The organism is aff. Roholtiella sp. LEGE 12411 (genome assembly GCF_015206995.1).
Lineage (GTDB): Bacteria > Cyanobacteriota > Cyanobacteriia > Cyanobacteriales > Nostocaceae > Komarekiella.
In genome coordinates, this window is record NZ_JADEXR010000048.1 from 1 (window position 1) to 24,953 (window position 24,953).

29 protein-coding genes are annotated in these 24,953 nt (G+C 43.1%); 11 read left to right on the forward strand and 18 right to left on the reverse strand.

Going from position 1 to position 24,953, the window contains the following annotated elements:
* Window positions 1-41: 41 nt before the first annotated feature.
* Window positions 42-7,532: a putative Ig domain-containing protein gene (locus IQ246_RS13060; RefSeq protein ID WP_208492147.1), complete on the forward strand. Its 7,491-nt coding sequence runs from the start codon at window positions 42-44 to the stop codon at window positions 7,530-7,532.
* Window positions 7,533-7,606: 74 nt separating this feature from the next.
* Here IQ246_RS13060 and IQ246_RS13065 read toward each other — a convergent pair whose 3' ends face one another.
* Entirely contained in the window at window positions 7,607-7,789 is a 183-nt protein-coding gene (locus tag IQ246_RS13065; protein WP_370588491.1) for a zinc ribbon domain-containing protein, read from the reverse strand.
* 14 nt (window positions 7,790-7,803) lie between these two features.
* Here IQ246_RS13065 and IQ246_RS13070 point away from each other — a divergent pair, with 14 nt between their 5' ends.
* The 8 genes from IQ246_RS13070 to IQ246_RS13105 all read left to right on the forward strand — a co-directional run bounded on the left by IQ246_RS13070 (window position 7,804) and on the right by IQ246_RS13105 (window position 12,228).
* Complete coding sequence (locus tag IQ246_RS13070; RefSeq protein WP_194003655.1) at window positions 7,804-8,004, forward strand: hypothetical protein; 201 nt, start codon at window positions 7,804-7,806, stop codon at window positions 8,002-8,004.
* Window positions 8,005-8,381: 377 nt separating this feature from the next.
* On the forward strand, window positions 8,382-8,576 hold the full coding sequence (locus IQ246_RS13075; RefSeq protein WP_244142017.1) for a hypothetical protein: 195 nt from the start codon (window positions 8,382-8,384) through the stop codon (window positions 8,574-8,576).
* A 33-nt stretch (window positions 8,577-8,609) separates the two neighbouring features.
* Entirely contained in the window at window positions 8,610-9,044 is a 435-nt protein-coding gene (locus IQ246_RS13080; protein WP_194003657.1) for a nuclear transport factor 2 family protein, read from the forward strand.
* 300 nt (window positions 9,045-9,344) lie between these two features.
* The gene (locus IQ246_RS13085) at window positions 9,345-9,635 is read left to right on the forward strand and encodes a type II toxin-antitoxin system ParD family antitoxin (protein WP_194003659.1); all 291 of its coding nucleotides are present in this window, start codon (window positions 9,345-9,347) and stop codon (window positions 9,633-9,635) included.
* Entirely contained in the window at window positions 9,632-9,922 is a 291-nt protein-coding gene (locus IQ246_RS13090; RefSeq protein ID WP_194003661.1) for a type II toxin-antitoxin system RelE/ParE family toxin, read from the forward strand. Before IQ246_RS13085 ends, IQ246_RS13090 begins: the two co-directional genes overlap by 4 nt.
* A 32-nt stretch (window positions 9,923-9,954) precedes the next feature.
* Window positions 9,955-10,128: a hypothetical protein gene (locus IQ246_RS13095; protein WP_194003756.1), complete on the forward strand. Its 174-nt coding sequence runs from the start codon at window positions 9,955-9,957 to the stop codon at window positions 10,126-10,128.
* A gap of 691 nt (window positions 10,129-10,819) precedes the next feature.
* A complete protein-coding gene (locus IQ246_RS13100; protein ID WP_194003663.1) occupies window positions 10,820-11,458 on the forward strand; it encodes a hypothetical protein in 639 nt (212 codons plus the stop codon).
* Between the two features lie 293 nt (window positions 11,459-11,751).
* On the forward strand, window positions 11,752-12,228 hold the full coding sequence (locus IQ246_RS13105; RefSeq protein WP_194003665.1) for a hypothetical protein: 477 nt from the start codon (window positions 11,752-11,754) through the stop codon (window positions 12,226-12,228).
* Between the two features lie 220 nt (window positions 12,229-12,448).
* On the opposite strand, the gene IQ246_RS13110 is transcribed toward IQ246_RS13105, so the two are convergent.
* The 10 genes from IQ246_RS13110 to IQ246_RS13150 form a co-directional block, all read right to left on the reverse strand.
* On the reverse strand, window positions 12,449-13,651 hold the full coding sequence (locus tag IQ246_RS13110; RefSeq protein ID WP_194003667.1) for an RNA-guided endonuclease TnpB family protein: 1,203 nt from the start codon (window positions 13,649-13,651) through the stop codon (window positions 12,449-12,451).
* 81 nt (window positions 13,652-13,732) lie between these two features.
* Window positions 13,733-14,371, reverse strand: coding sequence for a phosphoadenosine phosphosulfate reductase family protein (locus IQ246_RS13115; protein ID WP_194003669.1), 639 nt, complete (start codon window positions 14,369-14,371; stop codon window positions 13,733-13,735).
* Window positions 14,368-14,835: a DUF1392 family protein gene (locus IQ246_RS13120; protein WP_194003671.1), complete on the reverse strand. Its 468-nt coding sequence runs from the start codon at window positions 14,833-14,835 to the stop codon at window positions 14,368-14,370. The genes IQ246_RS13115 and IQ246_RS13120 overlap by 4 nt, the downstream gene beginning before the upstream one ends.
* Window positions 14,832-15,596: a DNA cytosine methyltransferase gene (locus tag IQ246_RS13125; RefSeq protein WP_194003673.1), complete on the reverse strand. Its 765-nt coding sequence runs from the start codon at window positions 15,594-15,596 to the stop codon at window positions 14,832-14,834. Before IQ246_RS13125 ends, IQ246_RS13120 begins: the two co-directional genes overlap by 4 nt.
* Window positions 15,593-16,063 (reverse strand): ASCH domain-containing protein, encoded by a 471-nt coding sequence (locus IQ246_RS13130; RefSeq protein WP_194003675.1) that lies wholly within the window; start codon window positions 16,061-16,063, stop codon window positions 15,593-15,595. Before IQ246_RS13130 ends, IQ246_RS13125 begins: the two co-directional genes overlap by 4 nt.
* Window positions 16,060-16,401 (reverse strand): hypothetical protein, encoded by a 342-nt coding sequence (locus IQ246_RS13135; RefSeq protein WP_194003677.1) that lies wholly within the window; start codon window positions 16,399-16,401, stop codon window positions 16,060-16,062. The genes IQ246_RS13130 and IQ246_RS13135 overlap by 4 nt, the downstream gene beginning before the upstream one ends.
* Window positions 16,402-16,452: 51 nt before the next feature.
* Window positions 16,453-16,584: a hypothetical protein gene (locus IQ246_RS30875; protein ID WP_255515540.1), complete on the reverse strand. Its 132-nt coding sequence runs from the start codon at window positions 16,582-16,584 to the stop codon at window positions 16,453-16,455.
* 12 nt (window positions 16,585-16,596) lie between these two features.
* Complete coding sequence (locus IQ246_RS13140; RefSeq protein WP_194003679.1) at window positions 16,597-17,193, reverse strand: hypothetical protein; 597 nt, start codon at window positions 17,191-17,193, stop codon at window positions 16,597-16,599.
* On the reverse strand, window positions 17,190-18,137 hold the full coding sequence (locus IQ246_RS13145) for a BRO family protein (protein WP_208492148.1): 948 nt from the start codon (window positions 18,135-18,137) through the stop codon (window positions 17,190-17,192). Before IQ246_RS13145 ends, IQ246_RS13140 begins: the two co-directional genes overlap by 4 nt.
* The gene (locus IQ246_RS13150) at window positions 18,134-19,348 is read right to left on the reverse strand and encodes a hypothetical protein (RefSeq protein ID WP_194003681.1); all 1,215 of its coding nucleotides are present in this window, start codon (window positions 19,346-19,348) and stop codon (window positions 18,134-18,136) included. Before IQ246_RS13150 ends, IQ246_RS13145 begins: the two co-directional genes overlap by 4 nt.
* Before the next feature lie 327 nt (window positions 19,349-19,675).
* On the opposite strand from IQ246_RS13150, the gene IQ246_RS13155 reads away from it, so the two are divergent.
* The gene (locus tag IQ246_RS13155) at window positions 19,676-19,897 is read left to right on the forward strand and encodes a helix-turn-helix transcriptional regulator (RefSeq protein ID WP_244142018.1); all 222 of its coding nucleotides are present in this window, start codon (window positions 19,676-19,678) and stop codon (window positions 19,895-19,897) included.
* Between the two features lie 80 nt (window positions 19,898-19,977).
* Window positions 19,978-20,769, forward strand: a complete 792-nt coding sequence (locus IQ246_RS13160; RefSeq protein WP_194003685.1) for an Rpn family recombination-promoting nuclease/putative transposase — start codon at window positions 19,978-19,980, stop codon at window positions 20,767-20,769.
* Between the two features lie 56 nt (window positions 20,770-20,825).
* On the opposite strand, the gene IQ246_RS13165 is transcribed toward IQ246_RS13160, so the two are convergent.
* The 7 genes from IQ246_RS13165 to IQ246_RS13195 all read right to left on the reverse strand — a co-directional run bounded on the left by IQ246_RS13165 (window position 20,826) and on the right by IQ246_RS13195 (window position 24,949).
* Window positions 20,826-21,620, reverse strand: coding sequence for a DUF5131 family protein (locus IQ246_RS13165; protein ID WP_194003687.1), 795 nt, complete (start codon window positions 21,618-21,620; stop codon window positions 20,826-20,828).
* Between the two features lie 42 nt (window positions 21,621-21,662).
* Window positions 21,663-22,319, reverse strand: coding sequence for a hypothetical protein (locus IQ246_RS13170; RefSeq protein ID WP_194003689.1), 657 nt, complete (start codon window positions 22,317-22,319; stop codon window positions 21,663-21,665).
* 66 nt (window positions 22,320-22,385) lie between these two features.
* On the reverse strand, window positions 22,386-22,922 hold the full coding sequence (locus IQ246_RS13175) for an HAD hydrolase-like protein (RefSeq protein ID WP_194003691.1): 537 nt from the start codon (window positions 22,920-22,922) through the stop codon (window positions 22,386-22,388).
* On the reverse strand, window positions 22,915-23,415 hold the full coding sequence (locus tag IQ246_RS13180) for a hypothetical protein (RefSeq protein ID WP_194003693.1): 501 nt from the start codon (window positions 23,413-23,415) through the stop codon (window positions 22,915-22,917). The genes IQ246_RS13175 and IQ246_RS13180 overlap by 8 nt, the downstream gene beginning before the upstream one ends.
* Window positions 23,412-23,618 carry a hypothetical protein gene (locus IQ246_RS13185; protein WP_194003695.1) on the reverse strand — a complete coding sequence of 69 codons (207 nt, stop codon included), beginning with the start codon at window positions 23,616-23,618 and terminating at the stop codon, window positions 23,412-23,414. The genes IQ246_RS13180 and IQ246_RS13185 overlap by 4 nt, the downstream gene beginning before the upstream one ends.
* 5 nt (window positions 23,619-23,623) lie before the next feature.
* Complete coding sequence (locus tag IQ246_RS13190) at window positions 23,624-23,920, reverse strand: VVA0879 family protein (RefSeq protein WP_194003697.1); 297 nt, start codon at window positions 23,918-23,920, stop codon at window positions 23,624-23,626.
* A gap of 129 nt (window positions 23,921-24,049) precedes the next feature.
* Entirely contained in the window at window positions 24,050-24,949 is a 900-nt protein-coding gene (locus IQ246_RS13195; RefSeq protein ID WP_194003699.1) for a hypothetical protein, read from the reverse strand.
* Window positions 24,950-24,953 lie beyond the last annotated feature (4 nt).

The window sequence follows — 24,953 nt, forward strand, 5'->3', positions numbered from 1 at the left end:
TGGCTATTGGTGGTAGTTATAGTGAAACTCTAAGTGCAGCATTGCCTGGTGTACTTCCTGGTGATTATTATGCGATCGTCAAGAGCGATATTCGCAATCAAATTCCTGAGTCGAATGAAAGTAATAACCTCAGTGCTTCTCTAGACCAATTTAATGCTGATGCGGAACGATTAGATTTGGGAACTGCGGATACTGGCAGTTTGGCACAAGGACAAGCGGTTTATTACAAAGTTGATGTGGCTGCGGGTGAGACACTGCGGGTGAAGTTTGATAGTGCTTCGACTACGGCGGCGAATGAGTTGTACATTCGTTACGGCGATATGCCGAGTCGCGGAAATTTTGACTTTGGCTTCTCAGATGTATTAGCTGCTGACCAAGATATTTTAGTACCTGCGACACGCAGCGGTACATACTATATTCTGGCTTATGGTGCTAGTGTGGGTGGGACACCTGCGGACTACACCATTGAAGCTGATGTTCTCGATTTTGAGATTCTGGATATTGGCACAAAGCGGGGTAGTAATTTAGGTCAGACAACCATTACAATTTCTGGCTCGAAATTTAGCACAGATGATGTCATTAGTTTAGTTGCTAATGATGGAACTGGGCGCACTGCTAGCCGTGTTTGGTGGAAGGATAGCACAGAATTATGGGCGACATTTGACTTACAGGGACTGACAACGGGATTGTATGATGTCAAAGTTGAAAATGGTACGCAAACAGCAACTTTAGATGATGCTTTCACTGTCACCAATAGGGCAATTGGGAATTTAATAGTTAGTGTCGATGCACCCAGCGCCTTACGTCCTGGACAAGGCGGAATTGTTACTGTTAATTATGCCAATACAGGGGACACGGATATTGTTGCACCTTTGCTGACCTTGGTGGCTGAAAATGCAAATTTAAGATTGCCAGAACAAACGGAGTCAGTAGGGTCTACCTTACAGTTTCTGGGGATTGATTCGGAAGGGCCAGCAGGTATTCTTGCACCAGGAGAAAGTGGTAGCTTTTCACTGGTCTTTAACCCAACTGTTAATGATGGAAGTGTTAGTTTTTCGGTATCCCAAGCTTCACAAGACCAAACAATTGATTGGGATAGTTTAAAAAATCAAGCGCGACCAAATAACATTTCCAATGATGCTTGGGATGCAATTTGGGAAAACTTTATTACTTCTGTTGGTAATGAAGCTGGTACTTATCAGGAAATCTTAGCTGATAATGCTAACCATTTAAGCCAACTGGGAGAATACACCAATGATGCTATCCGGTTATTAGGCTTTGAATTACTACAAGTTAGTAATTCTTTAGCCGGAAGTAAACAAGACGATTCAATTGATGAACGCTTCATCACTGGAACTTTTGGACGCGGTGGAGTTAATGATTGGGATATTAAAGTTACTCCAGATACTAATGGAGATGTTACCCTGTTATTCGGAACTTCTCCGAGATTATTTACTAAGCAAATTGATGGCAGTTATCAAGGTCAATCTGGGGATAATGCAACCTTAACTCAAGATGGTGGTGTTTATCGGTTACAAGAAGACGATGGAACCTTAATTGCTTTTCGCTTAGATGGCAAATTTGATTATATTGAGGACACGAATCAAAATCGAGTTACAGCCAATTATACAGATGGTAAGCTTACCCGCTTAGTACATTCTGATGGTAATTATCTTGCCTTTTCTTATAATGACCAAGGTCTAGTTACTCAAACCACAGACCAAGATAATTGGACGACTACCTATGAATATGACATAACCGGGGAGTATTTACTCGGTATTACAACTCCTGAAGGAACAACCAATTACACCTACGAAACTAACTCAACTAGTGCTAGCCAACACGCCATAAAATCGGTTAGGTTCTCTGATAATACGGGTCTTTTTTATGAATATGACAATCAAGGAAGACTCATTAAACAAAGTTTAGACGGAAACGCTGAACCTATCACCTACAGCTATGACTCATCTGGAGGAGTTACAGTTACTGATGCTTCTGGCGCGGTGAGTAAGCTGTTATATAATGACCGGGGAACTCTAGGAAGAATTGAAGACCCGCTCAAACGGATTACCCAATATCAATATGATAGTAATGGGAATCTAACTAAGTTAACTGCTGCTGATAATACTGTCTCAACTTTCACTTACGATAATCTAGGCAATATTATTTCCTCTGTTAATTCCCTTGGACAGCAGATTAAATATTCTTACGAAACGAACTTTAATCAACTTGCAACTGTTCGAGATCAACGCGGTAATCCTCTGAATTACAGTTATGATAATCAGGGCAATCTAGAACAGATATCTTATGCAGATGGCAGCAAAGAAACATTTAGCTATGATGCTACTGGGAATGTAACTGTTGGTGTTAATCGTCGCAATCAAAACATTAGCTACACCTACAATTCTGAAGGATTATTAACCCGTAAAGATTTTGCCGATGGCACATCAGCCACCTATACCTATGACAGTCGAGGAAATCTTTTATCTGCGACTGATTCTGATAGTTCCGTTACTTACACTTACGACAGTGTAGACCGTATTAGTAAAGTAAGTTATGGTGCTGACCGTTTCCTAGAGTTTACTTATGACAGTGCTGGTCGTAGATCGCAGATGGTGGATCAAGATGGTTTTACTACCAACTATAACTATGACACTTTAGGAAAGTTAAAGAGTCTCACGGACGGAACGGGAGCGAATATTATTACTTATACCTACGATAATGTAGGTCGTCTTAGCCGTGAAGATAATGGCAATGGAACTTATACAACCTACAGCTATGATTTAGTCGGACAACTGTTAATTCTGGCTAACTATGAATCTGATGGCATAGTAAACTCGCGTTTTGATTATACTTATGACAATGCTGGTCGTCGTACCAGTATGACTACGTTAGAAGGAACAACAACTTATGGGTATGATTCCATTGGGCAATTGACTTTAGTTAATTTACATAATGGGCGGATTATTGAATATCAATATGATGGTGCTGGTAACAGAATTCAGGTTAAAGATAGCGGTGTAGAAACTGGTTACAATACTAACAATCTCAACCAATACACCAGTGTCGGAGCAGCAACTTTCACTTATGATACTGATGGCAATCTGATTACTAAGACTCAAGGCGCTAATACTTGGACTTACAGTTATGACAGTGAAAATCGGCTGATTGGTGCGGTAACGCCTGAAGGAAATTGGAGTTATGAATATGATGCTTTAGGAAATCGGATTGCGAGTATTCTTAATGGTCAACGGACTGAATATTTACTTGATCCAACTGGTTTGGGGGATGTAGTTGGTGAGTATGGTGGTAATGAAAATATCATTGCTCGTTATACGCATGGTTTAGGTTTAGTCAGTCGTGTTGATGGGACGAATGCAGCAAGTTATTATGATGCGGATGCGATTGGGTCTATTGTTGGGTTGACGGGTGGAGATGGCGATTATCTCAATCAGTACAGTTATTTACCTTTTGGTGAGGATTTAACTAAAGTTGAGACAGTTGCTAATCCCTTTGAATATGTGGGTCAATGGGGTGTGATCCGTGAAGGCAATGGTCTTGATTTTATGCGGGCGAGATTTTATGATCCGTCAACAGGCAAGTTTACAAGTCCTGATCCTTTCGGAATTGGTGGAGGAGATACTAATTTCTATCGCTACAGCATCAATAACCCGAATAGTTATATTGATGCATCAGGAAATTTTTTCTTTGTACCCTTCTTGATCGCAGCAGCTATCGGTGCAGGAAGTGGAGCAGTAAGTGGAGCAGTCACTGATGCTGCCATTCAGGGAGTTTCAATAGCTGCTGGAGTACAGGATAAGTTTGATTGGGGAAGTGTTGGCGAATCTGCTGCTTGGGGTGCAGCCTTTGGCGCAGTTAGTGGTGGTCTTGCTGGTGGTGTAGGACGTGGACTAGTAAAAGAAGCTGGTCAAGAATGGTCTCATGCAATTGCCAGAAAGTATGGGGCTGAACTGAGTCGAAGCGGAAAAACTATCAACGACCAAAAAAAATGGTTCATTCCCGAAGCACTAGTTGATGAGAAAAAGAGCCAACTTGGAAAAGTTATGGGCAATTTTCGTTCACCACAGAGACATGCTCTAAACGATCCAGATCGTCATCACTTTTTCCCAAAACCTTGGAAAGATAACAATCCATTGAATAACAAATGGAAACGGTTCATTGATAGAGTTCCTGATTGGGTGAAAGATGGTTTTGCTGCTGGTGGTTTTGGAGGAATTATAGGAAGCGCATTTTCAAGAATTATCCGCGCCATTGACCCGAACGACATCATCGGCCCCGCCGGCTTTGGCGAAGAAAAATGGATAACAGCCTCCTCCACCCTCCCCTACACCATCCGCTTTGAAAACCAAGCTACCGCCACAGCACCCGCCCAACAAGTCGTCATCACTCAACAACTAGACCCCGACCTCGACTTCCGCACCTACCGCGTCGGCGATTTCGGCTGGGGCGACCTCTTCTTTGACGTACCCGACAACCGCGCCTTCTACAACGATCGCCTAGACCTCACTGCCACCAAAGGCTACTATGTAGATGTCAGCGCAGGTATCGATATCACCACTGGTGAAGCCTTCTGGACAATTACCACCATCGACCCAGAAACCGGAGAAATCCCAGAAGATGCCCTAGCAGGTTTCCTACCCCCCAACAATGAAGATGGTGCTGGTGATGGCTTTGTCAACTACAGCATCCGCACCCGTCGAGATGTGCAAACAGGAGCAGTAATTGACGCTGAGGCGCGAATTGTCTTTAACACCGAAGAACCCATTGACACACCGCCCATCTTCAACACCATCGACGCAGGGACACCCAGCAGTACAATTAATGCACTACCAGCCACCACAGAAACCGCAGAATTTCTAGTAAATTGGTCAGGTAGCGATGACACCAACGGTTCAGCCCTAGCCAACTACACCATCTACGTCTCCGACAACGGTAGCCCCTTCACTCCCTGGCTAGAAAACACCACCCTCACCGAAGCCAGCTACATAGGCGAACCCGGTCACACTTACGCCTTCTACAGTGTCGCCCGTGACAACGCAGGCAATAGTCAAGCCGTTCCTAGCACTGCTCAAGCCACCATCCAAATTCTTGGTGCTAATGTTCCCCCTGTCCTGGCGCTGAATCAGGGTTTAACCCTCAATGAACAAGCTACAGGTGCGATCGCCAATACGCAACTGCAAGTCACAGATGTTGACAATAGCACCACCCAAGTTACTTACACCTTAACGGACATACCAGATAACGGCACACTTTTACGCAACAATTTGGCGTTAGCAATTAACGATACCTTCACCCAAGCAGACATCGATATTAACCTACTAAATTATACCCACAATGGCAGTGAAACCACTAACGACAGTTTCAGCTTTACCGTTGCCGATGGTGCAGGAGGTGCGGTTTCTAACACCACTTTCAACATTACCGTTAATCCAGTCAACGATACACCGATTTTGGGTGTGGCGATCGCAGACCAAACTGCCACAGAAGATACCGCCTTTACCTTCGCTATTCCAGAAAACACATTCTCGGACAGTGATGCAGGTGATAGCCTTACTTACACCGCAACATTACAGAACGGCGACGCATTACCAACTTGGCTAACCTTTGATGCCGCAACTCGCACATTTAGCGGTACTCCTGCGAATAACGATGTGGCTGCACTGAGCATTAAAGTTACTGCAACTGATAACTCAGCCTCAAATGTCGATGATATCTTCACCATAACAGTCGCCAATACTAATGATGCACCTATTTTGGGTGTGGCGATCGCTGATGTCAGAGCCACACAAGATACAGCCTTTAATTTGACCATTCCTGCCAATACATTCAACGACATTGATGTAGGCGACACACTCACCTACACCGCAACATTAGAAAATGGTAATGTATTACCAACTTGGCTGACCTTTAACCCAACTACCCGTACCTTTAGCGGCACACCAACCAACGCCAATGCAGGTACACTCAACATTACAATCAGAGCCGCCGACAGCAGTAACGCCAGCATCAGCGATACATTTGCACTGAATATTACCAATCTCATTAATAATATTGTCGGGACGGCAGCCAACAATACCCTGACTGGTACACCCAATAATGACAACATCCAAGGCTTAGGCGGCAATGACACCTTGTTTGGTTTAGCCGGAAACGACATCCTTGATGGTGGCACAGGTAATGATTCCTTAGATGGCGGTGTTGGCAATGACACAATGATTGGTGGTGTTGGCAACGATATTTACTATGTCGATAGCAGCAGCGACCAAATTACAGAACTGGCGAATGAGGGAACTGATACCGTCCGTACCAGTGTTACCTGGATACTGGGCGATAATTTAGAGAACCTAATTCTCACAGGTACTGATGCGATTAATGGTACTGGGAATAATTTGAAAAACAGCATCACTGGAAACATTGCTGATAACAACCTGTTTGGCGGTGATGAAAATGATACCCTCAAAGGTAATGCTGGGAATGACACTCTTGATGGTGGCGCAGGTAATGATTCCTTAGATGGCGGTGTTGGCAATGACACAATGATTGGCGGTGTTGGCAACGATACCTACTATGTCGATAACAGCAGCGACCAAATTACAGAACTGGCAAATGAGGGAACTGATACCGTCCGTACCAGTGTTACCTGGATACTGGGCGATAATTTAGAAAACCTAATTCTCACAGGTACTGATGCGATTAATGGTACTGGGAATAATTTGAAAAACAGCATCACTGGAAACGTTGCTGATAACAACCTGTTTGGCGGTGATGAAAATGATACCCTCAAAGGGAATGCCGGGAACGACACTCTTGATGGTGGCGCAGGGAACGATTCCTTAGATGGCGGTGTTGGCAATGACACAATGATTGGCGGTGTTGGCAACGATACCTACTATGTCGATAACAGCAGCGACCAAATTACAGAACTGGCAAATGAGGGAACTGATACCGTCCGTGCTAGCGTTAGTTGGACATTAGGCGACAACTTAGAAAATCTCATCCTTATAGGTAGCGATGCGATTAACGGTAGTGGTAATGCCTTGAAAAATACCATTACTGGTAACAGTGCCAATAATAACTTATTTGGCGGCGATGACAATGACAACCTCAATGGTGGTACTGGGGATGATACCCTTGATGGTGGTAATGGCAATGACACCCTTACTGGTGGTGCTGGTAATGATATACTTGTTGGCGGTACTGGTAGCGATCGCTTAACCGGTGGCACTGGCAATGATCGATTTGTCTTTGCTAGTTTGGGTGAAGGGGTTGATACCATTAACGACTTTAGCAGCACGGATGATGTCCTAGTAGTGCAAAATCTATTGACTAGCTTGAACTACACAGGTGCAAATCCGATTGGTGACGGTTACATCAGAGGTATAAAATCCGGGTCAAATACTCTTATGCAAATCGACACTGATGGTGTTGATGTCAGCGCAAATTTTAGCACCCTAGTCACACTTAACAACTTTAATGCTAATAATTTCAGTCAAAACAACTTGATTTTCTAATTGGGGCAGAAACTCCAGTAGATAAATTGGTGTTGTTGACACTCCCACGGCTAGAAGCGCGTGGGATTCTTGCTTCACCCAGTCAACTTGTCTAGAGGAGTTTCCCCACCTAGATAGAGGTTGTTCTGTCCACAAGCTTTAGATTCCGTATGCCCTACGGTACTTTTAAGTCCTTTCGCCAGTATTTGTCTAGCTGCATTGTGGTCACGGTGCATGACTGTTTTGCACTTATGGCATTTATGGGTACGAGTAGACAACGATTTTTTAACTCGTGTCCCACAAACAGAACAATTATGAAGTGCGATCGCCCTTGTGTAATTACGCCGCCACTAACTCTAAGTGCGGCTCATATTCCCGTAACCGTTCCCATTGTTGGGGGGTCATAATAGTAGATTCTGCCTCAACAGGGGTAAGGTTTTCACAAAGGGCGATCGCTTGGGAGCAACGCGCTCATAGTGAGATCGGGGTTTAGTTCTCAATTACACTTCTATATTCTCAACAAAATCTGATTTTTTAGTTGCGATGCCTAGGTTGGGCTACGCCTACGCATCCGGAAACAACCTATATACGTCGTAGGTTTCAGCACCTCACTGTTAGAGCGTTGGTTCCGTGTCGCAACTAGCTAGAAATACAACTAGAACCCATAGAATTTGAGCTGCTAGCTGTTAATTATAATTCCTATTTAGCTCTGATAGATTCTAGTCAATTTTTTCAATCATTAGTTCTTATGTACTAAATATATCCGTTTCTTTGTGGTATGACAGTTATAGGTGCGGAATGTGGGTTTTAGGTATGGGCAAACAGCCTGGTTGTAAAAAGAAGTTACAATGAATAAACTGCCCTTCAAGCGTGATAATTTCTTCCCTGCAAATAGACTTAAACTGCAACACTGAACACGACAGAGATGATAATGCTTCCAAAAATATAGAAATGGTCGGCATGGGGCATCGGCACGACCTTAAACGGACGGGGAGCGACCATAAGACTACTTCGGTAGCTAGTTGCTGTGATCCGTCAAGAATCACCGCACCTTTAGGTCAGTGAGTATGTCAAATTCGTATTGGATGGTGAACAATTATGAGTTCAAATCAGCAGTTTCTGCAAAATTTATACGAAGCCTTCAATAAAGGCGAGATTGAAACAATCATCTCGGTGATGCACCCGGACGTGAAATGGGCGAACGGGGTGGAAGGCGGTTTCGTTTATGGACGCGACGCGGTGCGCGAATACTGGACTAATCAATATAAGGTTATTCAAGTGCAGCTTGAAACCTTAAAATTCGAGACGGATGAAAACAATCGAAATGTCGTTACCGTTCATCAAATCGTCAGAGATTTGCAAGGCAATTTGCTCGCGGATGCAACAATTCAGCAAATCTTTACTATTGAGAATAGTTTGATTAGTCTTTATGAAATTGGCGAAACCCAAACAATCCAAGAGATGATTCAAAAGACAAGAACTCCCAGTCAACTACCCACCACTAATCGGAGTACCGATATAGTGGGGGCTTGAAAGAGCCTAATTGACCAGTCTAAGTGTTAAATCGCTCTGGGCCAAGCCACGTCGGGAGTCATAAAGGTAAAGGCGGCATCAATGTCTCGCGCGTTGAAGGCGGCGTAAGCTGCGTGCAGCAGCTCGATTTCTGGTGCAGGTTGATTTGGCATAAAGCAGATGGTTGAGGACAGTCAGCAGGGTCTAGCCATTGTAGATCCAGATCGAGGATTTTGAATCTCAAGTAACTAACAAAAAATGACAATAATTGTTAGGATTGACAGTAGATCTGTAGAGAAAACAGTTTCTCGCTTATTGCTTATGAACGTACATCTAGGTGAAACATTTGATAAGTTCGTCGCTGAACTCATTGCTAGTGGACTTTATCAATCGCAGAGTGAGATAATCCGCGAGGGGTTAAGACTACTTAAGGAACGAGAAGACATACGCAAACTCAGACTTGAAGAGTTGCGTCGTGAGGTTCAACTAGGAATAGATCAAATATCCCAAGGAGAATTTACTACTTACGCCTCGTCAAATCAACTGGCTGACGAAATTAAGGCGACTGGACGGCGGCGGCAAAAGAACCAGAACACAAGCACTCAAAAATGAAGCAGTTACGAGTTACTGATCAAGCAAAGACCGACCTAATTGATATCTGGCTTTACATCTCCCAAAATAATGAAAGTGCAGCAGATACCCTTATTGACAAAATTACAGGGAAATTTGATGAACTTTTGGCTAATCCTGGTATGGGCAGAGAGCGCATAGATATTGTACCGCTTGTCCGCAGTTTCCCAGTAAGTAATTATTTAATATTTTATCGACTCATTGAGCAAGGGATAGAAATCGTCAGAGTAATTCATGGAGCAAGAAACATCCCAAATCTCTTTGAGTAGGTACGCAACTTGTAAATTGAAAGGGTGGAATCATGAGTAAACCACCACCCCGTAAGCGTAACAAAGCCAACTCTGCCGCATCCAGTAATTCAGCGCGACCAGTAAACCCAGAAGATCCAGCTTCAGTAACCATTGATGTATCTGCTGTTGTAGTTCCTGAGTTGACTGAGGATGAACAACGCGATCGTTTAGCAGCATTATATTAAGCTTGTATAAACCTGATTTTTACTTGTGCAGAGATATTTTTAGCTTTAATATAAAATTAATTTATGTATTATTCAGTACAAATCTATATCACACAATCATCACTGTCACAAAAATAAGTTGCATTTTTGACAAGAAAATAATGCGCTTTCATCAAGAAACAAACAAAGTTTCAGAAGATGTCAAATTTTCAATAAGCAAACAAAATATATCTGTGCAAAAGATAAAGTTAATATGATGTTTATCGCATGACGTATAAGATATTACAAAAAGCAATGTATTTAAGATTGGGTAAAGAAGTTTACACGGACTAGAAAAGGTGATAAATAAATAGTCATGTGAAAAACAATACTGAATAAATCAATTCAAACGAGCTAATTTACCCGAATTTCGTCAATTATTGCTGATGAAATCTATAGGTAGCTTTTGACAAATTCATGAAATAGTTGCGTAAATTTTTCGGTCTTACTGCGAGAGATCGCCTACTTTTGATTTAAGGATTGTAAAGTATGTACGCTTAATCATTCAAATTGCATCCTCGCGTCTCTATTTCTGTGCGTCTCCGCGTCTTTTCGAGGCAAAGGATTATGCAACTTAAAAGCAGATTAGCTTACCTAATCTAGCGATCGCACATTCCCTTATAATCACTGAAATTTCTTTACCGTATACATTTACCATTTTCGGATAAGTCTAATGTTTAGAAAATACTTGCTTGTATTCTCGCTGGTCTTGATGATTTTATTTTCAGCCGGATCTGCCAGTGCAGTAGAGATGTCGAAAGAGGAAATTATTAAGACATTGGAAAGAAACAACTTGGAAAAGCTGGTCGAACTGGTCGACAAGGGCTATCTTGTCCTAGATGCGAAAAACACCACGGTTAATCAGATGAAGCTGATTAGAAAGGGACTGGTCACGTATGACAAGACCGCAGAAAATGCTGCCTACTGGTATAGGAGTATGATGATTCCGGAAGCGCAGCATCTGCTTGAAAACAGCTACAAGACTTTAAAATGGAACCAAAAAACATTCCTGGGTATCGCGCCCAGTTTTCCTTATGCTAGCTCATACCTCACCGCGAAGAACCCCGGCATTACCGTGGAATTCGGCACTGACGGCAATGGCTGGCTGTATCAGCAATGGAGTAAAGACAATACTTGTCAAATCAAGGCCGAAGGCGGTGGAACCTATGGACTAGGACTAACTGGTACAATCGCATCCTGCGATCAGAAGAAATTCCCATCTCCGGTTCTCGCGCTTGGCAGTATCTTTAGCGACTGGATGAATTCGTTTAAAGTGACCACCAAGGTGATTTGGGTTCTGCTGCCACGCTGACGATTCTGAAGTCTATCCCTTTTCTGTCACTCTCCGAAAACATTTGCCATTTCTGAATTCTAGAGCTTTTGTATAGCAAGCGATGTCTGTCTTGAAAAGTTGAGCCACTGCGTTGGACAGGTCTCCCGGCTTATAGCAAGTGGCGTCAAGTCGCTTCGCTCCAATTCGTAATTACTAATTCGTAATTCGTATTTAGGTTAACTTTCGTTGACACATATCTGTCTCAAGACTTAGATTTTTCCTAAAATTAATAGCCTGATAATTGCTACTCATACAAAAGGTACAACAAAGCGATGCCATATAAAATTCAACAAGTCACAGGCAATAGCCCTCTAGCAGTAGGCGAACGATACTGGGGAGAGGCTGAAATCATTAATTTTGGAGCCATGACAAGCTGTATTGCAATAATTGGTCAAAGACCAAGTGTTAACCGCGTTACAGGTGTTCATCTATCGATATTTAGCAATGATGGAACGCCTGTTTTTGACCCAGCGTCTAACGTCTTGGGTCAAGTGACCAATATTATGAGAAATGCAGTTAATTTGAGAGCGTGTTTAGGAAGAATAGATTTTTGGCAAGGAAACCAGTCACAACAAGTTCAAAGCTTCTTTATCCAATTGATGACTGAACTGGATATTCTTACGTGGGTACAACTTGCCGATGGAACATTAAATGCAAGGTTCAACAACCAGCAAAATACTATCCAATATCAACATAACAATGGTGCATGGATAACCCCGGATTTCTCACAAACAATAAAAAATCAATAGCAACCGTCTTCTCCTAAGAAACACATTCGGTAGCGTTGGAAATAGGGGTGTAGCTATTAGTCGCAAGTTAGCTGATGGTAGAGTTTTACGACATTTACATCAACAAAGGCAACATGTTTATTTAAGTGGTCTAAAATTTCCTGTTACTGTGTCTTGGTATTACTTAAAGCGTGACAACGTTGACATCCTCACCGACCTGAAGGTGCGGTGATTCCAAGAATTACTTCTTGGGCTTCCTCTTTCCACGACTCGGCTTACTTAAAGGAGTTTCCCCACTTAAGCAGAGGTCGATGTCTCCAGAGGCGTTAAGCGTTCCCGTGTGCCCCACGGTACGAAGTCCAAGCTCAAGTATGTTCCGAGCGGCGTTCCAGTCTCTATCTAATACAAACCCACAATGGTGGCATTTATGAGTTCTTGTACTCAAAGACTTCTTGACGACTTCCCCACAGTTAGAGCAGTTCTGGCTAGTGTAGTGAGGTGGAACAGCAATCGTCACCACGCCAAACACTTTGCCGAAATACTCCAACCAATCACGGAAAGCCGACCATGCCGCGTCACTTATAGACTTGGACAGTTTTCTATTCTTAACCATGTTCCGCACCATCAAATCCTCATAAGCAACCAAGTCGTTAGACTGGATAACGCATCTTGCCAATTTCACAGCAAAATCTTTACGCTGCCTACTTACTTTGAGGTGTTTTCTGCTCAAGCGATTTCGTCGCTTGATTCTATTCTTAGAACCCTTTTTAGTCTTAGACATTCGGCGTTGCAACCGTTTCAAAGACTTCTCGCTTTGGAGCAGGTGTCGGGGATTCTCAACGGTTTGACCATCAGAATCGGTGTAGAAATGAGCCAGACCAACATCCAACCCAGTAGTCTTACCCGTTGGCTCTCGTTTCTCAACTCGTTCAACATCAAGGCAAAACTGAGCATAATACCCATCAGCGCGGCGGACAACCCGAACTCGCTTAATTTGATTCAACTGGTAGAAGTGCAAATCACGGGTTCCCCACAACCGGAAACTTCCTGCTTTAAAACCATCGGTAAAGGTGATAATTTGCTTGTCATCCGAAAGCTTATAGCCTGTAGTTTTGTATTCCACAGAACCATGTGTTTGATGCTTCTTAAAGCGTGGGAAACCCTTCTTGGTTACATTCTTCTTGCAGTTGTCATAGAACCGAGTAATTGCCGACCAAGCCCGTTCAGCACTGGCTTGACGAGCCATCGAGTTGAGACTATTAGCAAAAGGGAAATCATGTGCCAGAACAGCGCAATAGGCGCTCAACTCATACTTTCCAATTCCCTTGTTATCCATCCAGTAGCGAAGACAAGAATTACGGATAAAACGAGCAGTCCGAATTGCTTCATCAAGCTTTTCGTATTGCTCATTACTACCCTTAAGTTTTGCCTCAAATACAAGCATGGTTACGCCTTTACATCTAGCGTAATTATATGATGAATATGAGCAATAATTATGAAAAAGCCGTCGTAGAACGACGGGGCTTTAGACCCAATTTTTCGGTAAAATAGGTGCATAAGTATCGGTTTGCGGTGCGGTTTCGTTTTGCAGCCATCCCTGTCCACATTCGGCTTTTGATTTGGAGCAGCTGGTGCTAATGCGTTGATCACGAGCAGCAGACTCGCCAACACGAACACCAGTCAACATTAAGAGCTTTTCGTGTGGAGCTAAATCAGTACGCAAAGTGTCCAGCGCCTTCATCATGGGGATAATTTTAATTTTACTGGTACACCAACGAAAAGTGTTGGATGGAGGGGGTACGCCACGGCCAAGAATGTAGACCAAGTAGCGATCATCCAAGGAAGCTTGCACAACTTGAGTATTGAAACAGCGATCGCGCAGTAGCCCCAACAACTTCATTGCATTGATGTACAGTGGTGGTAACTCCAAGCGGGTGTCAGCAAACAAGATATGTACATCTTGCGGCAACAGAGGAATCTGTTTTGTTTCTACCAGATGTGCGAGTAAGGTCAAAACGGTAGTACTATCTTTGCCTCCCGAATAGGCGCAAGCAATTTTAGTATAAATACCAGTACTCAAAAGGGATTTGAGGTTATTCTTGGTAATTTCAAAGGCTTCGGTGCGAGGCATGATGTTGGTATCAAAAAGCCCTAATTGTCTCATATAGAAACCCTCACCAAATCGGTATCAATCACCCAAGCTCGGCGATCGCCTGATGCAATCAATTTCCCATCACACTCGCACAATTCGGGAGAGGCCCATTCCACGGTGTAAGCCCAAAAATCGTCTATTTTGTGGATGCCTTGGACAATACGAAGTTTGCTGAAATCTCGATTGCAACGAAACACTACTCTTTCGCCCAACGTGAATACAGGCTTGTCTATGTTCGCTTGCAGTTGGCCCGTACCAATAAGTTGTGATGCTGAGGTATAAACCACTTCATCATTAAGGGCAACAGCGTAGTTCCATTCTTGCTGCAACCATTCTACCCCGCAGCAGTAGCCGAAGGATTTGGTGGTGGTGAGGTAAACTCTTTCCAATAGCCCAACAGCCAGAGGCGGGATTTCTTTGCCCCACGGTGGTGAAAGATACCAGCATTCTTCTAGGGTATGGATAAGTTGGGTCATACAATTGCCTCCTGATTTGACAATAGATTGAACAAATAATCAATTCGCTTCCATGCAACAGCTGCTTGCCGTGGTGAACAACTCAACCCATAAGCACGACGGGCATCGTAATTGCCTTTGATGCCTTTGGCTACTCCAACGGAAACCCCATCAGCCACCGCAAGAACGCCGGATTTATAGCTTCTGTCTTCATGAGACTCCCTAATGAGCGCAATCTGATTTCTAATTTGGTTTGACCAGGGGGTCGGCTGTTGACTGTGGAATAGGCCATTGGAGTGGGCAATAATAAAGATTCGTTCTCTTTGATGTGGGAGTCCGACGGACTGTGCAGAGATACAACTCCATTCCCCCACGTACCCGATTTGGTCAAGGTCTTGGATAATCTGGGCAAGTCCGCGATGGAGTAAACCTGTGGGGTTTTCGATGAGAGCGATCGCGGGTCTACATTGACCAATAATTCGGAATTGTTCTGCCCAAAGTCCTGATCTGTGGTCGAGTAGTCCAAGTCGATTTCCGGCGTTGCTTGTACCCTGGCAAGGCAGTCCTCCACAAATAATGTCGAATTGCCAAGAGCGGCAGTGGTAGCTTTGGATGTCTGAATGAATTGGGATGTCTGGCTGTTCATAACGCAGTGGTGATTGGGAGTAGGGAGATATTTCGACAAATCGCTGAACCTGGAACTTGTGGGATAAATCAGCACAAGCAATACCGTGATGGCATAGTCCGCCGATGCCAGAGAAAAGCGAGAGTACTGATTTCATGCGTTCGCCTCCAGTTTTTCTTCTGGTAGTTCCACAAGAGCATTGAATAGCCCCTGTCTGCCAATGATCTGAATCGGGGGCATGATTCGCCTGATCTTCTTAAATTTCCAGGCAAATCTACCAACAGTCCAATCTCCAGTATCAAGTTCAGTCTGGGGCTGTTGATCAATAAACGTTGGGGTCATGCGTATGCAGTCGGTCAAATCAACCAGAACCACTGCACAACCTTTAGGCAAATCATCCCATTCGAGCCAGTTGTCAGTTTCGGCTAGTTGAATTTGATACTTGTAGAAAATGTTGGCGTAAATCTGTTGTTGCTGTGCGCTGGTCTTTTTTGCAGCACAAATCAACAGTGGGCCTCTGTAGTTTGTAGCCCAGGAACGAGTTTCGTATTTCTTTAGTCTCATTGGGATGAGGGAAGCCCAGGGCTGATGCAGACTGATGGCTTTGATGGTTGTGGTAGTCATGCAGCAGATTCCTCGTTTGTATCGTCTAATGATGGGTATGGCAATCCAACTTCAGTAAACACAATTTCAGGGATTCCGTAGTAACGAGGACTTTTCTTAAAATCTCCGATATCTCCTGATTCAATCCCCTCGCAAAAATCAGAGTAAAGTTTGGTGTGTTTATATATGGCATCTACAAATCTGCTGCAATCTAAACAACAATAGCAGTCGGTAATTTCACCATCCCAAATACCAAATGAATACTCCATTTGTGTGCCAGGGGGGAATTTTTGAGCGCAACCCCAACAACAATGAGGCTTTCTAACTTTTCTGATTGATTGGCGAATTATTGTATACATTAGTTAGTTTCTCCGGAAAATAAGCTTATTCTTCCTCAGATGGTTCCGTCCCTAAACTTCTAGGTAAATCTTTGATTGATTTGCCAAACAAATGTGATATCCTGCTTCTACAATTTCTCCCTTGCGGAAAAAATAATCCTCTTCAATCGTGCTAGGTAAATCAATTAAAATTAATCCTTTCATATCTGTCCCTCGTTATATTTCATGCTTAATTGCTAGATGCGATGGTGATTTGGATTTATTTGTTGAAAGTTTTGCTTTTAAAGCTGCCATTTCAAAACGAATATGTGCTGGTGGAGGTACAGGTTCCGAATTCTCATTTATAGGTTCTGGCTGTGGGGCGCTTGATGTTTGTGGCAGAGCTTTAGCATCTTTGTCAGAACACTGGCAGTAGACAGTGATAAATTGTTTTTCCATGTGATTGCGGCGAAATTCTTCTGCCATTCCCACGGCACGTAATCCACCAACTGCTTGTAGGGCAACACGAGCGCGAGTTGAAATGTAAGCAATTCCTTTATAGTCTTGACTATTAGTAGAGGCCCTAAGAATTACTTGCCAATCTTGCAAAGCTCTCTTCTCTTTACCTCCATAAATAAATTCGACTAATTCACCAGCCGTAGGCATAAAACGAGAATGTAGCAAAGCATTTTTGACAGCAGCAAGAAATTCTTCACCCATCAGTTCGTCGTTTAAATACTCAAACCAAATTCCTTTAACCGTGTCGTCCAATTTCTTGTTGAAATGAGAATCCAACAGATTCATACCATAGTCAAAAATATTCTTTTCAATCATGACGCATTGTCCCCTAAAAAATGACCTTCATGACGCACGTCTTTGTCCGGGCTTTGTGCCCAAAATTGTCTCAATATTTCTTGTTTGGCTAGTTGAAAGTCTCGTTTCTCTTGGGACGGAACTTGCCCAACCAACTGTTCAACTTTAGCCCGTTGCTTTTCTCGTATCTGCTCGATGGTGGGAGTGCTCAGTGAAGAAGATGTTTCTTTTTGTGCAGATGGTCTAAAGTTACGGCGACGGTACAAAAACCTAAAGTGTCGTTTATCTTGAGAAGGCAGCGATCGCCATATTTCGGCATCCCATTCTGGCGGTATAAAATCACTCTCAGGAGGCAGGAGGGCTTGGACTTGGGTTTGTAATTCGGCGATCGCCTTGCCTTGTTCTTCAATTACTGTGTTCTGCTGTTGAAGTTTCTCTAAGAGTTGAGCAAGTAGTTCTAAGTTTTGCGGGGCTAACTCTGCTTGGCGGGTTTTAACAGCAAAGTAGTTTTGCGCTGTGGCTACTTCCGGTTTGCGTGGATCGCCATTCATGGAGACTAGATAACATGCATGTCGTGATAGTTTGTAGTCTGACAGCACTTCTCTAAATGCCTGAGACGTGCCAATTTGCGCCATTTGGACGACATCGACCAGATGGTGAGATGGATCTAAGCCAGAATTTAAAGCACTGACTTTTGCTCTTTCAACTGTGTCTTTAATTCTTTTCCACGTCTGATACCCCAAAAGCGTTAACAATTCTGTTGCTAACCAGTACTCACTACCTGAAACATCAATTCGCTTAATTTGATCAAAAGGGCTATCGGCGTTACGAGGGTCTTCCACGTTAGAAAATGAGCCAGGCTTTTTGGGGAAGTCATTAAGCTCCGTGATTGATCTATGGGGTGCGAAGCCTGGCTCATTTTCAGGGGACAATGCGTTACTTTCACTCTTAACAATCTTGTTCATTTTCCTGCGTCCATTAACATTCTGAACATTGGGTCTGTTGCGTAAAGTCTGGCGATGTCCGCCGTAGCTCCAGTACTTTCATTACCGTTGTCATCAATCACACTGAATCGTCCTTTGTCCATCGAGGGCGCTTTTCCTTCTACACGAGCACGATACTTGGCGTCATACTTCATGGCAGTGGCATGTTTATCGGCGTAATCAAGGATTTTGCCATTGGTCATCAAGTTGCTCAGGGAAAATTGCTTTTGTCGCCACCAACCATCCTCTTGTTCTCTCACCCATACCAAGGCATCAGCAAACATTTCAATAGCGATGTCTGGAAAGTCCTTGACGAGGTGTTTAATCTTCTTTATGTGCTCTGCATTAATTTGACGATGCTCGGTGAAATTAGAGGGCTTATTGGCGTTATAAGCTTCCAGGAATAAACAGCATATTTGCTCATCGGTAACTCTTTTTTCACTTCGAGTTGACTTGTTCGCTTGTTCATGATTATCGAACAACCCCGGAACTGTTGATCTACTTGAGGGGTTGTCTTTTTGATGCGAAGACTCTGATTGTGTTGTCAGCAAAGTGAGTTGTTGTGGTTTTGGATTTTGTGTTTCTGGTCTTAATGTCAGCGGTTCGGGTTTTAGTACTAGTGGTTCGGGTTTGAAAAAATCTTCTGACTCCACAGCGATTGATTCGGCTTGAGGGGTAGGGGAGTCTTCTTCTCTCTTTTTTTCTTCTTCTTTTTGGTTTTCTTTATATTGTTCTTCTATATATACAGGGGTTGATTGACCACCTCTGGTTGAACCACCTCCGGATAATCCACCCCTGGTTGAACCACCCCCTGAAAACAAGTCACTGGTTAATTCTGCTTGGGGTAAGGATTCACGGAAAGCGATACCTTCGGCACGCGAGTACGCGATCGCATCTTCGGTGTCTTTGAAAACGTGATATTCAAAATCAAATAGGCCCGATGAAGTGCGAATTTTCCGCCTGATTAGGTGATTATGAATCTCGGCATTTTTAAGAATTTTTCTTAACTTATCTCGACCGTAACCTAGAGAAATTTGAATATTAGTGAAATTGACTTCAAAGCCTTCATCATGTGATGTCATCCAGCAAATAAGTCTGAATGTACTATCATCAATTTCAGAATTACGAATGAGTGCGTTAGAAATTTGAGTATAATGCCCTCTGGGAGATTTTCCCGCTACTACCTTACTCATAAGCTATTGTTTCTCCTGTGCTAATCCAAAAAACTTCTTGTCAAAGAAAATAACTATTCAAAAGATTGTTTAAACTCATAAATTAAAGTCTCTCCACAAAGAGATTTATTTTGTAAGCAGTAAGTCCACTGCCTGTTGTTCGAGCCAATATTGCTTGCGTGACAGCATCCAAGTTTGGTATCAGACACTTATTTGATGGAAGTATTTTAGATTGACAGCAGGAGTGCTTTCTCTAGATTCCATACTACCATATTATTTATAGTATCGCGATAATTGCAGCAATAATATTTGGGGTATAATAGTCATAGTAGTATTGAGGTTATGCCAATGCGAAACAAAATCAAGCAATTTTTAGAGAGTCGAGGGCTGTCAGCTTATCGAATGATTCAAGATGCCAAAATTTCTGATACAACGGGGTATAAATTGGCGGCAGATTCTACTTACATTCCTTCCTCCAAGATTCTGGAAGCTCTGTGCGAAACCTATAGGATTCAACCAGGAGAGCTATTGGAGTGGTTTCCAGCAGAAGAAATGGGCAAAGATAGTTAAGGCTTTATCTATCTATCTATCTATCTATCTAGTCATCTGTCCTACCTAAGAGCGCTGAATTACGAGCGTTGCAACCGATAATGAAGACAGATACAATCTTTTACACCTTGTTTCAAAATCTCCCCAGTATTCTGTTTGAATTGTTGGAGCAAGAAGCTGCGGTTGCGACACATTATCAGTTCACTTCCGTAGAAATCAAAGAGCTTTCCCGCCGCTTAGATGGGTTATTCCTGCCCAAAGCTGAATTTCCACAAGATCCAATTTATTTTGTGGAAGTGCAGTTTCAGCGGGATGATGATATGTACTGGCGGTTAGTAACAGAGGCATTTTTATACCTGAATCAGTACAGACCTCAAAAATCATGGCAAGCTGTGGTGCTTTGGGGCAAACGCGGTTTTGATCCTGGTGTCCCTTCGGCTTATCAGACTTCCCTGGCACTCGGTCAAATTCAAATTGTGTATTTAGATGAGTTAGCTGATACATCGTCTGACTCCATTGGGCTGGGAATTGTTAAATTAGTTGTTGCTGCCGAGGGTGAAGCAGTAACAAAGGCAAAAAACTTAATTACTCAGGTGCAACAAACTCCTGAGCCAAGCCGGAGAAACCTTCTAGAATTAGTAGAAAGGATGTTAGTGTACAAGTTTGCAGATAAGAGCCGGCAGGAACTAGAGGCAATGTTTGGATTAACACAGTGGCAACAAACTCGGTTTTATCAAGAAGTCAAGGAAGAGACTGAATTAGAAACAAAGTTAGGAACAGTACCTCGGTTGTTGAAAGTAGGATTGAGCGTAGAACAAATAGCCGAGGCCTTGGAGTTAGATATTGAAACGGTGCAACAAGCTGTTCAAGAGCATAGTGAGCAGAAGTCTTAAAACTGTTAAGCATTTCTGCTAACTGTGCGTTTACAGTGTGGCGCAGAGATTTGCTTTTACTCGTTTACTAACAGCGGAAATTCTCTGATTCTTAGTTGTTCAGGAAACTCCTCAATATCCCCACCCTTCTTATCGCGGGTTTGAAATTGCTGTCCCCCAAATTTCGCATTTGCCCCCAACTGTTTGACGAATACTTTAGTGTTTGATTGTTGACATTGTTGGACAATTGAATTAATCCATTCGATGTGGCATGGTCTGGAATTTGGGCCAGACTCACCACCACAGATAACCCAGTTTGGGATTATTTTTAAGTCAATCTCTCCCAACAATGGCTCACAGGATAAAAACCGAACTACTGCGGGAATTTGTAACAGAATTGGGATACGTTTGTCTGCCGTCTGTTGATTCTCAGTTGACGTTCCCACCCAAATATTTGAGGGCAATTTATCCAGCCCACGACGAGAAAGCCATTCATCCATGCTGGACAACATAATTTCTGGACGCTTAGTGAGGATTTGAAATGTTTGCTTGGGAGCTGCGAACATTCCATCTAACATTTCGTGCTGCCAATGGCGCGGAACCCACTCGCCAAAAACATCTGTCATAGAAGCAACGAAATGATTCTTACTTTTTCTTTGAAATCCCCACCTGCGAATAGTTTCTGTATCTAATTCTAATTCTGGTGCAAGCCCTGAATAGGGTAACTTGTTACCACCGAAGAAAGAATTTTGATTCAGCTTTTCGCTATAGCAATTTTTGCACCCCTCTGAAACTTTATGACACCACCAACCGCCTCCTTTGACGCGAATGATATTATCAGTTTGGTCAGTCCACTCAATGTTTGTTGACATAATTATTTCCTCACCTACCTAGACAGAAAACGGCTACGGGAGCTAATTAATGAAAGTTGTGCAGCTACCTTGCTTCCCTGGTCTAATGTCCCAGATAGCATCACAAGTTTGTCTACCGGAACGTCTAACCAGTTTTCCATTTTTCTCTACATAGGTTTGGGATGCTGGTACACCGTTAATTAGATAATCTACCCGCCCCACTATTGGGTAAATATGGTGAATGTGCGCGTTTAGTTTACTAAATGCTCTAGATCGGCTTTTGGCTTGGAAAATATCCGATGGCATTAGAAATAGCAACCGCGCGTCTGGATTAGTGAAGTTGAGCATCTGCAAGGAGCGATCAATAAATTCCATGCACTTGGTGAAAGGAGGATTGGTGATCACTAGGTCGAGATCTGTGCGTGGTTCTATCTCTGAATGCAAGAAATCACTAACGAGCCAAGTGCAATCTGGAGCGTTGCATCGTCCTTTCTCGACTCTAGAATCATTGATATCCATGCAAAGGATATTTCGCATGTAGGGATAGAGGATATATTTGACAATTTGCCCACTACCGGCACAAGGTTCGAGAATATATTCGTCACTTATTGATACTAGTTGAGCCATGAAGAGTGCAATTTTCTCAGGTGTCTCCCAATCGTCATTTGTCCAGTTTTGAAGTTCTAGCTGTTGTTTGTCGAACAATAGTGTGTTATTCATTGGAACGCAATCTATAAAACCAGGGTGGGTCGATGACGATGCACTGGTATTTTCCGGTGAGTGTTGTTAGTCGCATTCACCCCTCCAATCAGCAGCCCACATAAAAGGGATTCCCGCACCAGCAGCGCAAGCTTGATCTTCAGCGCGATCGCCGACAAACAAACTTTCTTTTCTATCGACTTTTAAAGACATTTCAGCAATTGCTATTTCAACCATTCCGCAGTTAGGTTTGCGGCATTGTCCTTGCCACCTTTTTAAATCGTTTTCTTCAAAATTGATGGCGTCATTCGTTACGCCGCCATCGACACAAGTCAGCTTGTAACATTGTCTGCCATCAAAATCTGGACAGAAATATATCTCTAATAGTTGAGGCAACAACTGTATCGTGTATTGCTGTTCTGCGATCGCATCCTCTAAACTTTTCTTCCCTGCGGCCACACCACCTTGATTGGTAATACCAATTAATACGTGATTGGGATAACGAGCGATCGCTTCTGCTACGCCAGGAATGATTTCTTGGTCTAGTGGCTTATTGATAAATGTTGCGCCACTTTTAGGCTGGCGGGCGGTTCCGTCGAGGTCGAGAAAAAGGATTTTATTCATTTTCTTTCTCCAATTTATCTAGATTTAGTTCAATGTCATGACCTCGGAATTTTAACCAAGCCAAAACTGTTACTAATGCTATAGAGTGTGAAAATACGCGCTTAACAAATGTTGTAGTTCGTACAGGATTTTTTTCATCAGAGAAAGAGCAACCCATACATTCACTGTCGCGCACCCAATTGATTACAATATTGCGATGATCGCATTCCTTTAACAGTAGTTGTGTGTGTGACCAGTCATTAGAAAAATCAGGTACATAGCCATAATTGTCAAACCAACATTCTGCATCAAAATCTTCGTCTGTAGCATTATCATCAGGTGCAAATAATTGAATTTTAACAGCATGGTAATCACCGCTATATTGCCATTGTGCGCCAGGAGTGAATTGGCTACACTCCTGTTCAAATCCCGTTTCTTTCCATCCCAAGCTTTGAGCTACAAGCACATTTAATTCTTGGAATGAATTAATTGCTACTTTTGTTATAACTGTCATGCCTCATCCTCACTTTGAGTTTTGATAATCTTGGCGCTAATTGATTCAAAATCAGCTTGAAAAATATTCATGTCGAACTGCATTTCACCACTGTTGTAAAGATCAACAATGTGCTGCCTGATTTCTGGCTCTGATAACCCATCTGGAATATCAATGTGGGCTTCAGATGTGACTTTTTCGACTACTGTGATCACGGCTTTCATTTGCCTTAAACTCCAAATTCAAAAACCTTTTTTCCATCAACTTCTACAGGATTAATATTGATTAATCCGCCGCCTGCATAATTGCAGGGAATCTTGCGTTTATCTTTGTCGTCAAAAGCTTTTTTATGAACTGGAAGCCATCGCCCCACACAAGAAAATCCTACGGCAGAAGATGGAGCGCCTGTTTTTTTGTAGTCTTCAACAGAAGCAATGTGTCCGCAGGATGGACACTTGAATTTCCATTGCATTGTGTCTTTTCCAAATAGTGTTTGTCCATGAGTTAGCCACTGTTCTTTATTCATATTTAGTCCTCCTCATTTTATTGCGATCACAGTTGCTCGATTGTCTGGAAATTTGGTCATACCCGATGCCCGATGACTAATGCCCTGTTTGTCCGATGACCAATGACCAATGACCGATGACCAATGTCCTCAAGCGGTAACTAAAGATTTTCTACTGAATGCCCCCGCCTGTTTTAGCGCTGCACTAGGGCTTGGATGTGCGAAAAACTCTTCCACAGCTTTGGTCAACCCTGCGGCGACAACTGGGTCATGGCAAGGATAAACATAAACATCCTGCTGAGTACCGTTAACCAGACGATTTTCCTGACGTGAACCTAACTGCGGGTAAAATGTGCGAACCCATGTTCCAAGGTGGACGCGATAGTGAGGGCCACTCAGGGGGACTTTCTTTCCCAGTTCGCTTTCTGCAAAGTTGACCACGCCCAGCCAACATTCTTTACTGGGTTGTAGCGCTTGTCTATTGTGGTCAGCAAACAGGTTGACGGCGTAATCCGTCATTTGCTGTTCCATGTATGGATTGAGCCTGCCCCCTGTTAATTTGGCTAAAGTTGTCATAGCTTCCACCAGTGTTTTTAATCGCTGCTCGACTGGGGGAAGGGCAGGGGTGGGAGCTTGTTCTGACTGTTGCGTTGGGTTTTCTTGTGGGGTCTTTGTCCAGCCTAAAGCATCCTGCATCCATGCACGAACACCAATAGTCCCAAATGCCTGGCAGACTAACTTAGCTTGTTTAGTGCAGTACCGACCAGCTTCATAAGCATAGTAATGAAGGATGATACCGATTGCGATGTCTGGGATACCTTCAGTTCTCCATCTGTCTAGGTTCGCGGCATTAAAACCTTGCTGCATAAGAATTTGAGCTAGTTTCGATGGCTCCAGGTTCGCGCTTTCTAATGCTTTCCCAATAGCTTTGTCGCTGACTTGGGCCAACCTAGCTGTGGCTTTCATGCTAGCTTTGCCTTTGCCTGACGCGTCTACTTCAATCTCTTCCCTAATCTGCTCAAGGATTTGGGTTATCTCAATTTGTGACATAATT

Bases quoted from the DNA above. Each gene is read 5' to 3' on its own strand.
- IQ246_RS13080 (WP_194003657.1), top strand. From the start codon at position 8,610: ATGAGTTCAAATCAGCAGTTTCTGCAAAATTTATACGAAGCCTTCAAT.
- IQ246_RS13085 (WP_194003659.1), top strand. From the start codon at position 9,345: ATGAACGTACATCTAGGTGAAACATTTGATAAGTTCGTCGCTGAACTC.
- IQ246_RS13090 (WP_194003661.1), top strand. From the start codon at position 9,632: ATGAAGCAGTTACGAGTTACTGATCAAGCAAAGACCGACCTAATTGAT.
- IQ246_RS13095 (WP_194003756.1), top strand. From the start codon at position 9,955: ATGAGTAAACCACCACCCCGTAAGCGTAACAAAGCCAACTCTGCCGCA.
- IQ246_RS13100 (WP_194003663.1), top strand. From the start codon at position 10,820: ATGTTTAGAAAATACTTGCTTGTATTCTCGCTGGTCTTGATGATTTTA.
- IQ246_RS13105 (WP_194003665.1), top strand. From the start codon at position 11,752: ATGCCATATAAAATTCAACAAGTCACAGGCAATAGCCCTCTAGCAGTA.
- IQ246_RS13110 (WP_194003667.1), bottom strand. From the start codon at position 13,651: ATGCTTGTATTTGAGGCAAAACTTAAGGGTAGTAATGAGCAATACGAA.
- IQ246_RS13115 (WP_194003669.1), bottom strand. From the start codon at position 14,371: ATGAGACAATTAGGGCTTTTTGATACCAACATCATGCCTCGCACCGAA.
- IQ246_RS13120 (WP_194003671.1), bottom strand. From the start codon at position 14,835: ATGACCCAACTTATCCATACCCTAGAAGAATGCTGGTATCTTTCACCA.
- IQ246_RS13125 (WP_194003673.1), bottom strand. From the start codon at position 15,596: ATGAAATCAGTACTCTCGCTTTTCTCTGGCATCGGCGGACTATGCCAT.
- IQ246_RS13130 (WP_194003675.1), bottom strand. From the start codon at position 16,063: ATGACTACCACAACCATCAAAGCCATCAGTCTGCATCAGCCCTGGGCT.
- IQ246_RS13135 (WP_194003677.1), bottom strand. From the start codon at position 16,401: ATGTATACAATAATTCGCCAATCAATCAGAAAAGTTAGAAAGCCTCAT.
- IQ246_RS30875 (WP_255515540.1), bottom strand. From the start codon at position 16,584: ATGAAAGGATTAATTTTAATTGATTTACCTAGCACGATTGAAGAGGAT.
- IQ246_RS13140 (WP_194003679.1), bottom strand. From the start codon at position 17,193: ATGATTGAAAAGAATATTTTTGACTATGGTATGAATCTGTTGGATTCT.
- IQ246_RS13145 (WP_208492148.1), bottom strand. From the start codon at position 18,137: ATGAACAAGATTGTTAAGAGTGAAAGTAACGCATTGTCCCCTGAAAAT.
- IQ246_RS13150 (WP_194003681.1), bottom strand. From the start codon at position 19,348: ATGAGTAAGGTAGTAGCGGGAAAATCTCCCAGAGGGCATTATACTCAA.
- IQ246_RS13155 (WP_244142018.1), top strand. From the start codon at position 19,676: ATGCGAAACAAAATCAAGCAATTTTTAGAGAGTCGAGGGCTGTCAGCT.
- IQ246_RS13160 (WP_194003685.1), top strand. From the start codon at position 19,978: ATGAAGACAGATACAATCTTTTACACCTTGTTTCAAAATCTCCCCAGT.
- IQ246_RS13165 (WP_194003687.1), bottom strand. From the start codon at position 21,620: ATGTCAACAAACATTGAGTGGACTGACCAAACTGATAATATCATTCGC.
- IQ246_RS13170 (WP_194003689.1), bottom strand. From the start codon at position 22,319: ATGAATAACACACTATTGTTCGACAAACAACAGCTAGAACTTCAAAAC.
- IQ246_RS13175 (WP_194003691.1), bottom strand. From the start codon at position 22,922: ATGAATAAAATCCTTTTTCTCGACCTCGACGGAACCGCCCGCCAGCCT.
- IQ246_RS13180 (WP_194003693.1), bottom strand. From the start codon at position 23,415: ATGACAGTTATAACAAAAGTAGCAATTAATTCATTCCAAGAATTAAAT.
- IQ246_RS13185 (WP_194003695.1), bottom strand. From the start codon at position 23,618: ATGAAAGCCGTGATCACAGTAGTCGAAAAAGTCACATCTGAAGCCCAC.
- IQ246_RS13190 (WP_194003697.1), bottom strand. From the start codon at position 23,920: ATGAATAAAGAACAGTGGCTAACTCATGGACAAACACTATTTGGAAAA.
- IQ246_RS13195 (WP_194003699.1), bottom strand. From the start codon at position 24,949: ATGTCACAAATTGAGATAACCCAAATCCTTGAGCAGATTAGGGAAGAG.